The organism is Kitasatospora sp. NBC_00458, from assembly GCF_036013975.1.
Taxonomy (GTDB): domain Bacteria; phylum Actinomycetota; class Actinomycetes; order Streptomycetales; family Streptomycetaceae; genus Kitasatospora.
In genome coordinates, this window is sequence record NZ_CP107904.1 from 6,743,547 (window position 1) to 6,755,445 (window position 11,899).

Genomic DNA, 11,899 nt, shown 5'->3' on the forward strand with positions numbered 1-11,899 from the left:
CCCACGAGCGGAGCTCATGATGACTACATCCCCGGAAAAGATCGTTGAAGCTCTTCGGGCGTCACTGAAGGAAACCGATCGCCTTAAGCAGCAGAACCGGCAACTCATCGAGATGGCGCGGGAACCCATTGCCATCGTGGGGATGGCGTGCCGCTATCCAGGGGGCGTGAGCTCGCCGGATGAGCTGTGGGGACTGGTGGCCGAGGGTCGCGACGGAGTGTCGGAGTTTCCGGTCGACCGTGGCTGGGCCGAGGATCTCTACGACCCGGATCCGGACCGCTCCGGAAGGTCCTATTCGCAGCACGGCGGCTTCCTGCACGATGCCGCCGAGTTCGATGCCGGGCTTTTCGGGATATCGCCGCGCGAGGCCCTGGCCATCGATCCGCAGCAGCGGTTGCTGCTGGAGGCGTCGTGGGAGGCGATCGAGCGGGCGGGAATCGACCCGGCGTCACTTCGTGGCAGTCGTACCGGTGTTTTCGCCGGCGTGATGTACAACGACTATGCGGCGCGGATGGGGAAGGCCCCCGAAGGCTTCGAAGGTCTTCTCGGGAATGGGAGCGCCGGTAGCATCGCCTCCGGCCGGGTCGCCTACACCTTCGGCCTGGAGGGGCCGGCGGTGACGATTGACACCGCGTGCTCGTCGTCGCTGGTGGCGCTTCACCTGGCGGCCCAGGCGCTGCGGCAGGGCGAGTGCTCGCTGGCGCTGGTCGGTGGCGTGACGGTGATGTCCAGCCCCGGGGCGTTCATCGAGTTCAGCCGGCAGCGGGGCCTCGCGGTCGACGGTCGGTGCAAGTCCTTCGCGGCCGGCGCGGACGGTACCGGCTGGGGTGAGGGTGTCGGCATGTTGCTGGTGGAGCGGTTGTCGGATGCGCGGCGCAACGGGCATCCGGTGCTGGCGGTGGTGCGGGGTTCGGCGGTGAACCAGGACGGCGCGAGCAGTGGTCTGACGGCGCCGAACGGTCCGTCGCAGCAGCGGGTGATCCGGGCCGCGCTGGCCAATGCGCAGCTGACGGCGGACCGGATCGATGCGGTGGAGGCGCACGGGACCGGCACGAAGCTGGGTGACCCCATCGAGGCGCAGGCGCTGCTGGCGACCTACGGTCGGGAGCACACGGCCGAACGGCCCTTGTGGCTGGGTTCGTTGAAGTCGAACATCGGTCACACGCAGGCGGCTGCGGGTGTCGCGGGTGTGATCAAGATGGTGATGGCGATGCGGCACGGTGTGCTGCCGCGCACGCTCCACGTGGACGAGCCGTCGTCGCAGGTGGACTGGTCGGTGGGCGCCGTGGAACTGCTCACCGAGGAGCGGGCGTGGCCGGAGACGGGTCAGCCGCGTCGGGCGGGTGTGTCCTCGTTCGGTGTGAGTGGGACGAATGTGCACGTGATCGTGGAGCAGGCTCCGGTGGAGGAGTCTGTTGCGGAGGTCGTCGAGCCGTCGTTGCCGGTGGTGCCGTGGGTTTTCTCGGGGAAGACCGAGGGTGCTCTGCGGGCGCAGGCTGGGCGGTTGGTGGCGTTCGTCGGTGAGCGTGATGGCCTGCGTGATGTCGATGTGGCTTCGTCGTTGGTGAGTGGTCGTGCGGTGTTGGAGCACCGTGGTGTGGTGGTGGCGCGTGATCGGGCGGAGGCGTTGGCTGGTCTGGAGGCGCTGGCGGCGGGTGGTGGTGTCGCGGGTGTTGCGGGTGGTGGTCGGGTGGCGGTGTTGTTCTCGGGTCAGGGTGCGCAGCGTGCGGGGATGGGTCGTGGGTTGTATGGGGTGTATCCGGTGTTCGCGGCTGCGTTGGACGAGGTGTGTGGTGAGCTGGACGTGTGTCTGGCGGGTGAGTTGGCGGCTGCGGGTGTGTCGGGTGGTGTGCGTGAGGTGATGTTCGCGGAGGGTGGTGTGGACGGTTCCGGTCTGTTGGATCGGACGGTGTTCACGCAGGCCGGTCTGTTCGCGTTCGAGGTGGCGTTGTTCCGTTTGTTGGAGAGTTGGGGTGTGGTTGCGGGGTTTGTGGCGGGTCATTCGGTGGGTGAGGTGGTTGCGGCGTTCGTGGCGGGGGTGTTCTCGTTGCGGGATGCGTGTGTGGTGGTGGCGGCGCGTGGTCGGTTGATGCAGGCGTTGCCGGCGGGTGGGGCGATGGTGTCGGTGCGTGCGGAGCTTGCGCGGGTGGAGGAGGTGCTCGCCGGTTTCGGGGGGCGGGTTGCGGTTGCGGCGGTGAACGGTCCGCGGTCGGTGGTGGTCTCGGGTGAGGCCGACGCGGTGGCCCAGGCGGTGGCGCGGTTCGCCGAGGAAGGTTGCAAGACGCGTGAGTTGAATGTGAGCCATGCGTTCCATTCGCCGTTGATGGATCCGATGTTGGAGGAGTTCGGTCGGGTTCTGGAGGGTGTGGAGTTCGGGGTGCCGCGGATTCCCGTGGTCTCGAACGTGACGGGTGAGTTGGCGTCGGATGTGTTGTGTGAGCCTGGGTACTGGGTGCGGCATGTGCGGGAGGCGGTGCTGTTCCACGAGGGTGTGCGGTCGCTGTATGGGGCGGGGGCGCGGGCGTTCGTGGAGGTGGGTCCGGATGGTGTGCTGACGGCGATGGCCGCGGACACTCTGGAGGACAGTGACGGCGTCGTGTGTGTGGCTGTTCAGCGTCGTGATCGTCCGGAGCCGTTGGCGCTGGTGCAGGGCGTCGCGGAGGCGTTCGTGAACGGCGTGGCCGTGGATTGGTCGCGGCTGTTCGACGGCCAGGGCGCGCGGCGGGTGGATCTGCCGACGTATGCGTTCCAGCGCCGGCGCTACTGGCTGGACGCGCCTGCGGGCACGGTGGGCGATGTGGTCTCCGCCGGTCTCGGTTCGGCGGACCATCCGTTGCTGGGTGCGGCGGTGGCGCTTGCGGCCGGTGACGGTTTCCTGTTCACGGGGCGGTTGTCGCTGCGGACGCATCCGTGGTTGGCGGATCACGCGGTGGCGGGGACGGTGTTGGTGCCGGGGACCGGCATGCTGGAGCTGGCGCTGCGTGCGGGTGAGCGTGCGGGCTGTGAGCGTGTGGAGGAGTTGACGCTGGAGGCGCCGTTGGTGGTGCCCGAGCGTGGTGGTGTCCAGGTCCAGCTTTCGGTGGGCGAGTTGGACGGGTCGGGCCGTCGTTCGCTCACCCTGCACTCGCGGGTCGATGACGGGGCCGAGGGTGTGGAGGGGGAGTGGGTCCGGCATGCGGTGGGTGTGCTGACGGCTGGGCCGGGCGCGGTCGCCGCTGACGATCTCGCGGTGTGGCCGCCGCAGGGTGCTGAGGCCGTGGACGTGTCGGACCTCTACGAGCGGTTTGCCGAGGGCGGGTTCGCCTATGGTCCGGTGTTCGCGGGTCTGCGGGCGGCGTGGCGTCGGGGCGAGGAGGTCTTCGCCGAGGTCGCCCTGCCCGTCGAGGAGCAGGCCCAGGCGGCCCGTTTCGGCATCCACCCCGCCCTGCTCGATGCGGCGCTGCACGCGGTGGCTTTGGGCGGTGTGACGGAGGACGATCGAGGTCGTCTGCCGTTCTCCTGGTCGGGTGTGTCGTTGTACGCGGTCGGTGCGAGGGAGTTGCGGGTTCGCCTCATGCCGGTGGGTGAGGGGGCGGTTTCGCTGTTCGTGGCGGATGCCGCCGGTGTGGTGGTCGCGGCGGTGGAGTCTTTGGTGCTGCGGGCGGTGACGGCGGAGCAGGTGCGGGCTGCGCGTGGTGCGGTCCTGGGGCAGGACTCGCTGCTCCGGGTGGACTGGAGTGAGCTGCGTGTGCCCGGTGGGGGCACGGCGGCGGGTTTTGCGTGGCTGGGTGAGGTTGAGGCGGGGCCGGCGGTCGAGGAGGGTGGTCGGTTCGTGGATCTGGCTGCTCTTGGTGCGGCGGTGGATGCGGGGTTGGAGGTGCCGGGGACGGTTGTGGTCGGGGTGTCCGGTGGGTCCGGGGATCCGGTGGTCGGTGTTCGTGGGGTTGCGGCGGGTGTTCTGGGGGTGCTGCAGGGTTGGACGGCGGATGAGCGGTGGGCGGGTTCGCGTCTGGTGGTGGTGACCCGCGGTGCGGTGGCCGTGGAGTCCGGCGCCGACGTCACCGATCTGGCAGCGGTGTCGGTGTGGGGTCTGGTGCGTTCGGCGCAGTCGGAGCATCCGGGCCGGATCGTGCTGGTGGACGTCGACGGTGATGTGTCCGGTGTCCTGCCGGGGGTGTTGGCCTGTGACGAGCCGCAGGTGGCGGTGCGCGGTGGTGTGGCGTTCGTGCCGCGGCTGGTTCGGGCTGCGGGTGCGGGTGCGGGGTCGGTGGAGGGTGGTGCGAAGGCGGCGTTCGGCGCTGCGGGCACGGTGCTGGTGACGGGTGCGTCGGGCACGCTGGGTGCTCTGGTGGCGCGGCATCTGGTGGTGGGGCACGGGGTGCGGCACCTGGTGCTGGCGAGTCGGCGTGGTGCGGATGCCCCGGGTGCGGCGGAGCTGGTCGCGGAGTTGACCGGGGCCGGTGCGAGTGTGACGGTGGAGGCCTGTGACGTGGCCGACCGGGACGCGCTCGCGGCGGTGCTGGCGCGGATCCCGGCGCAGGCGCCGTTGACGGGGGTGGTGCACACGGCGGGTGTGTTGGACGACGGGGTGATCGAGTCGCTCACCCCGGAGCGTTTGGACACGGTTCTGCGTCCGAAGTTGGATGCGGCCTGGCACCTGCACGAGCTCACCGAGCACCTGGACCTGTCGGCGTTCGTGTTGTTCTCGTCGGTGGCGGCGACGTTCGGCGCGCCGGGGCAGGGCAACTATGCGGCGGCGAACGCGTTCCTGGACGGGTTGGCGCAGCACCGTCGGGCGAAGGGGCTGCCTGCGGTGTCCCTGGCGTGGGGTCTGTGGGCGGAGGCCTCCGGGATGACCGGGGCCCTGGGCGACGGCAGTGTGCAGCGCATCAACCGCAACGGCGTCGCAGGGCTCTCGGCCGTCGAGGCGCTGGAACTCCTCGACACCGCACAGACGATGGGCGAGCCGGTCCTGCTGCCGGCCCGCCTTGACCTGGCGGCGTTCCGGTCCCAGGCTGCGGCGACCGGCATGGTGCCTGCGCTGTTCAGGCTCCTGGTCCGCACTCCTGCCCGGACGGCCGGCGGCGGTGACCCTGCCGCTGCCGGGAACGCGCTGGCGCAACGGCTGGCGGCGATATCGGAGGCCGAGCGGGCCGGCGTGCTTCTGGACCTCGTGTCGACGCACGTCGCGAGTGTGCTGGGCTACGGCTCCGTGGCGGAGGTGGAGGCTCACCGAGCTTTCAAGGACCTCGGCTTCGACTCGCTGACCGCAGTCGAACTGCGCAACCGGTTGAACGCCGCGACCGGGCTCCGGTTGCCCGCCACCCTGGTCTTCGACTACCCCACCCCGGATGCCCTGGTGGGCCACCTCCGGGCCGTGCTGGTGACCGTCGGTGAGTCCGAGGCCGTAGCCGGTGTGGTCGCTGTTTCCGATGACGAACCGATCGCCATCGTCGGCATGAGCTGCCGCTACCCGGGTGATGTCGAGTCGCCCGAGGACCTGTGGCGACTGGTTGCCGGGGGCAGGGACGCGATATCCGCGTTCCCCACTGGTCGTGGGTGGGACGAGGGTCTCTACGATCCGGATCCCGAGCGGCTGGGCAAGTCCTACACCCGCGAGGGCGGGTTCCTGCACGACGCGGCCGAGTTCGATCCGTCGCTGTTCGGGATCTCACCGCGTGAGGCGCTGGCGATGGACCCGCAGCAGCGGTTGCTGCTGGAGACGTCGTGGGAGGCGTTCGAGCGGGCGGGTATCGATCCGTCCTCTGTGCGCGGCAGCCGGACCGGCGTCTTCGCCGGCGTGATGTACAGCGACTACGCCTCGCGCATGAGCAAGGCTCCTGAAGGGTTTGAGGGCTTCCTGGGCAACGGCAGTGCCGGAAGCATTGCGTCGGGCCGTATCTCCTACACCTTCGGTCTGGAGGGGCCGGCGGTGACGGTGGACACGGCGTGTTCGTCGTCGCTGGTGGCGCTGCACCTGGCCGCCCAGGCGCTGCGGCAGGGTGAGTGTGATCTGGCGTTGGCCGGTGGTGTGACGGTGCTGTCCACACCGGGGCTGTTCGTGGAGTTCAGTCGGCAGCGCGGCTTGGCCGTCGACGGTCGGTGCAAGTCCTTCGCGGCCGCCGCGGACGGCACCGGCTGGGGTGAAGGCGTCGGCATGCTGCTGGTGGAGCGGCTGTCGGATGCGCGGCGCAACGGGCACCCGGTGCTGGCGGTGGTGCGCGGCAGCGCGGTGAATCAGGACGGCGCGTCGAACGGCCTCACCGCGCCGAACGGCCCGTCGCAGCAGCGGGTGATCCGCCAGGCGCTGGCCAACGCCCGCCTGACGGCCGAGCAGATCGACGCCGTGGAGGCGCACGGGACGGGCACCACATTGGGTGACCCGATCGAGGCGCAGGCACTGATCGCCACCTACGGTCAGGAGCGCGCGGAGGACCGGCCGCTCTGGCTCGGATCGCTGAAGTCGAACATCGGTCACACGCAGGCGGCTGCGGGTGTCGCGGGTGTGATCAAGATGGTGATGGCGATGCGGCACGGTGTGCTGCCGCGCACCCTGCATGTGGATGAGCCGACGCCGCAGGTGGACTGGTCGGCGGGTGCGGTGGAACTGCTGACGGAGGAGCGGGCGTGGCCGGAGACGGGTCAGCCGCGTCGTGCTGCGGTGTCGTCGTTCGGTATCAGTGGGACGAACGCGCACACGATTCTGGAGCAGGCTCCGGCGGAGGAGCCTGTCGCGGAGGTCGTCGAGCCGTCGTCGTTGCCGGTGGTCCCGTGGGTCTTCTCGGGGAAGACCGAGGGTGCTCTGCGGGCGCAGGCTGGGCGGTTGGTGTCGTTCGTCGGGGGTTCGGCTGATCTGCGTGATGTCGATGTGGCTTCGTCGTTGGTTTCGTCGCGTGCGGTGTTGGAGCACCGTGGTGTGGTGGTGGCGCGTGATCGGGCGGAGGCGTTGAGTGGTCTGGAGGCGCTGGCGGCCGGTGGCGGTCTCGCGGGTGTCGCGGCTGCTGGTCGGGTGGCGGTGTTGTTCTCGGGCCAGGGAGCGCAGCGTGCGGGGATGGGCCGCGGGTTGTACGGGGTGTATCCGGTGTTCGCGGCGGCGTTGGACGAGGTGTGCGGTGAGCTGGACGTGTGTCTGGCGGATGAGTTGGCGGCCGCGGGTGTGTCCGGTGGTGTGCGTGAGGTGATGTTCGCGGATGCCGGTGGTCTGTTGGATCGGACGGTGTTCACGCAGGCCGGTCTGTTCGCGTTCGAGGTGGCGTTGTTCCGGCTGTTGGAGAGCTGGGGTGTGGCCGCGGGGTTCGTGGCGGGTCATTCGGTGGGTGAGGTGGTTGCGGCGTTCGTGGCGGGGGTGTTCTCGTTGCGGGACGCGTGTGTGGTGGTGGCGGCGCGTGGTCGGTTGATGCAGGCGTTGCCGGCGGGTGGGGCGATGGTGTCGGTGCGTGCGGAGCTCGCGCGGGTGGAGGAGGTGCTCGCCGGGTTCGGGGGGCGGGTTGGTGTTGCGGCGGTGAACGGTCCGCGGTCGGTGGTGGTCTCGGGTGAGGCCGACGCGGTGGCGGAGGTGTCTGCCGCGCTGGTGGCGGAGGGTTGCAAGACGCGTGAGTTGAACGTCAGCCATGCGTTCCATTCGCCGTTGATGGATCCGATGTTGGAGGAGTTCGGTCGGGTTCTGGAGGGTGTGGAGTTCGGGGCGCCGCGGATTCCCGTGGTCTCGAACGTGACGGGTGAGTTGGCGTCGGACGTGTTGTGTGAGCCTGGGTACTGGGTGCGGCATGTGCGGGAGGCGGTGCTGTTCCACGAGGGTGTGCGGGCTCTGTATGGGGCGGGGGCGCGGGCGTTCGTGGAGGTGGGTCCGGACGGTGTGCTGACGGCGATGGCCGCGGACACTCTGGAGGACAGTGACGGCGTCGTGTGCGTGGCTGTTCAGCGTCGTGATCGTCCGGAGCCGTTGGCGCTGGTGCAGGGCGTCGCGGAGGCGTTCGTGAACGGCGTGGCGGTCGATTGGTCGCGGCTGTTCGACGGCCAGGGCGCGCGGCGGGTGGACCTGCCGACGTATGCGTTCCAGCGCGAGCGCTACTGGCTGGACGCGCCTGCGGGCACGGTGGGCGATGTGGCCTCCGCCGGTCTCGGTTCGGCGGACCATCCGTTGCTGGGTGCTGCGGTGGCGCTCGCGGCCGGTGACGGTTTCCTGTTCACGGGGCGGTTGTCGCTGCGGACGCATCCGTGGTTGGCGGATCACGCGGTGGCGGGCACGGCGCTGGTGCCGGGGACCGGCATGCTGGAGCTGGCTCTTCGCGCCGGCGCCGAGGTCGGCTGTGAGTATGTGGAGGAGTTGACGCTGGAGGCGCCGTTGGTGCTGCCCGAGCGCCGGGGTGTCCAGATCCAGCTGGCCGTGGGCGAGTTGGACGAGACGGGTCGTCGTTCGCTGACCCTGCACTCGCGGATCCAGGGTGACGCCGAGGAGTCGCCGCAGGGCGAGTGGGTCCGCCACGCCACCGGCACGTTGGCGGCCCGGGAAGCCGGCGGCGCGCGGGACGGTCTGGCGGTGTGGCCGCCGCGGGATGCCGTCGCTGTGGATGTGTCCGAGGTCTATGAGCGTTTCGCTGAAGGCGGGTTCGCCTATGGTCCGGTGTTCGCGGGTCTGCGGGCGGCGTGGCGTCGGGGCGAGGAGGTCTTCGCCGAGGTCGCGCTGCCCGTCGAGGAGCAGGCCCAGGCGGCGCGTTTCGGTATCCACCCCGCCCTGCTCGATGCCGCGCTGCACGCGGTGGGGCTCGGTGACTTCCTCGGTGAGGACGACCGGGGTCGGCTGCCGTTCGCGTGGTCGGGTGTGTCGCTGTACGCGGTGGGTGCCACGGAGTTGCGCGTGCGGCTGGCACCGGCCGGTACCGATGCGGTTTCGGTCGAGGTGGCCGACACCACGGGCGCACCGGTGGCGTCCGTCGACTCGCTGGTGCTGAGGCCCGTGGCAGGCGAACTGATCCACGCGGCCCGGGCCGGCGGCGGGCATGAGTCGCTGTTCCGTCTCGACTGGACCGCGATTTCGCTTCCCGACCGGGCGGTTGACGCGGGGGACGCGGCCGTCGAGCGGTTGACGTGGCTCGGTGAGCTGTCCGATGCGGTGACGGTCCAAGCCGCCGGGTCCGGCGTGTTGCTGGAGCGGTTCGCGGATCTGGCGGCGTTGGGTGCGGCGGTGGACGGCGGGGCCGATGTCCCGCGGACCGTGGTGTTCCCGGTGGCCGGTGGTTCCGCGGGGCCGCTCGCGGATGTGCGTGGGACTGCGGCGCGGGTGCTGGAGGCGGTGCAGGCCTGGGTCTCCGACGAGCGCTGGTCGGCCTCGCGTCTGGTCCTGCTGACCGGCGGCGCGGTCGCGCCCGAGCCGGGCGCCGCGGTGACCGACCTGGCTGCCGCTGCGGTGTGGGGGTTGGTGCGCTCCGCCCAGTCCGAGACCCCGGACCGGTTCGTCCTCGTCGACGTGGAGGGCGGCGGCGTGGACGGCGATGACGTGTTCGACGTGCTGCCGTGGGCGTTGGAGGCGGGTGAGCCGCAGCTGGCGGTGCGGGGTGGCGTGGCGTTCGTGCCGCGTCTGGCGCGGGCCGTCGGTCCGGGTGCGGGGCTGGTTGCGCCGTCCGGGGTGGCCTGGCGTGCGGCGGTGGGGGCGAAGGCGACGCTGGAGGACATGTCGCTGGAGCCGTGTGACGCGGCCGAGGTGGTGTTGGCGCCGAACGAGGTGCGGATCTCGGTGCGTGCCGCGGGTGTCAACTTCCGTGACGTGCTGAACGCGTTGGGCATGTACCCGGGCAACGCGGGCTTCGGGCATGAGGGTGCGGGCGTCGTGCTGGAGGTCGGCTCGGAGGTCACTCATGTGGCGGTGGGCGACCGGGTGTTCGGCCTGGTGCCCGGGGGCTTCGGTCCGGTGGCGGTGACGGATCACCGTTTCGTGGCGCGGGTTCCGGAGGGGTGGTCGTTCGCGGAGGCGGCGTCGGTGCCGTTGGTGTTCCTGACGGCGTATTACGCGTTGGTGGATCTGGGTGGTGTGCGGGCGGGTGAGTCGGTGCTGGTGCACGCGGCCGCGGGTGGTGTGGGTATGGCGGCGGTGCAGTTGGCGCGTCATCTGGGTGCTCGGGTGCTGGGGACGGCGAGTGCGGGCAAGTGGGATGTGCTGCGCGGGCTGGGTCTGGAGGAGGGGGAGATCGCCTCCTCGCGGACGTTGGAGTTCCGTGAGGCGTTCACGGCGGCGACCGGGGGTCGTGGTGTGGACGTGGTGCTGAACGCGCTGGCGTACGAGTTCGTGGATGCGTCGTTGGACCTGTTGCCGCGTGGTGGGCGGTTCCTGGAGATGGGTAAGACCGATGTCCGGGACGCGGCGGGTGTGGCGGCGGGGCGGGCGGGTGTGGAGTACCGGGCGTTCGATCTGATCGAGGCGGGTCCGGACCGGATCGCGGAGATGCTCGCGGAGTTGCTGTCGCTGTTCGGTGCGGGGGTGCTGCGGCCGTTGCCGGTGAGGACGTGGGACGTGCACCGGATCCAGGACGCGTTCCGGTACGTCAGTCAGGCGCGTCATGTCGGCAAGGTCGTGCTGACGGTGCCGCGCGGTGTCGATCCCGAGGGCACGGTGCTGGTGACGGGTGCGACCGGCACGCTGGGTGCGCTGGTGGCGCGGCATCTGGTGGTCGGGCACGGGGTGCGGCGTCTGGTGCTGGCGAGTCGGCGTGGTGCGGACGCCCCGGGGGCGGCGGAGCTGGTCGCGGAGCTGACCGGGGCCGGTGCGAGTGTGACGGTGGAGGCCTGTGACGTCGCCGACCGGGACGCGCTCGCGGCGCTCCTGGCGCGGATCCCGGCGCAGGCGCCGCTGACGGGGATCGTGCACACCGCGGGTGTGCTGGACGACGGGGTGATCGAGTCGCTCACCCCGGAGCGTTTGGACACGGTCCTGCGTCCGAAGCTGGATGCGGCCTGGCACCTGCACGAACTCACCGAACACCTCGACCTCTCCGCCTTCGTCCTCTTCTCCTCCGCTTCCGGAACCTTCGGCGCGCCGGGGCAGGGCAACTACGCCACCGCCAACGCGTTCCTGGACGGGCTGGCGCAGCACCGTCGGGCGAAGGGCCTGCCCGCGGTGTCCCTGGCGTGGGGTCTGTGGGCGGAGGCCTCCGGGATGACCGGGGCCCTGGGCGACGGCAACCTCCAGCGCATCAACCGCAACGGCGTGGAGGGGCTCTCGACCGCCGAGGCGCTCGAACTCCTCGACACCGCACAGACGATGGGCGAGCCGGTCCTGCTGCCGGCCCGCCTGGACCTGGCCGGACTGCGCGCCCAGGCCGGTAGGGCGAACGTGCCCGCACTGCTGCGCAACCTGGTGCGGGTGCCGGTACGGGCCGCGGCCGCGGCCGGGCCCGATGCGGCCGCCACGCTGACCCGCCGGCTGGCGGCGATGACCGCCGCCGAGCGCGACGCCGTGCTGCTGGACCTGGTGCGGACCGAGGTCGCGGCGGTCCTCGGACACGCCTCCTCGGCGGAGATCGAGGGCAACCGCGCGTTCAACGACCTCGGCTTCGACTCGCTGACCGCCGTCGAACTGCGCAACCGCCTGAACGCGGCGACGGGCCTGCGACTGCCCGCGACGGTGATCTTCGACTATCCGACCTCCGCGGCTCTCGCCCGGTACCTCTGCACGGAACTTGAGGCCGCGGCCGGGATCCGGTCCGACGCGGACCCGGGCGACGCACGGATCCAGCAGGCGTTCGCCGCCATCCCGCTCGCCCGGTTGCGGGAGGCCGGCGTCATGGACGTGCTGCTGCGGCTCGCCGGCCTCGCCGACGATCCGGTCGCCGTCGACGAGAGCGGCGGTGTCGACCTGATCGACGCGATGGACGCGGAGAGCCTGCTCCGCATGGCCTTCGACAACAGCGACAACTCCCCGTCCTGA

General features: G+C 70.8%; 1 protein-coding gene. It reads left to right on the forward strand.

Features of this window, described 5'->3' with window-relative positions; genetic code table 11:
* Positions 1–19 precede the first annotated feature (19 nt).
* Entirely contained in the window at positions 20–11,899 is an 11,880-nt protein-coding gene (locus OG550_RS28015) for an SDR family NAD(P)-dependent oxidoreductase (protein ID WP_442906086.1), read from the forward strand.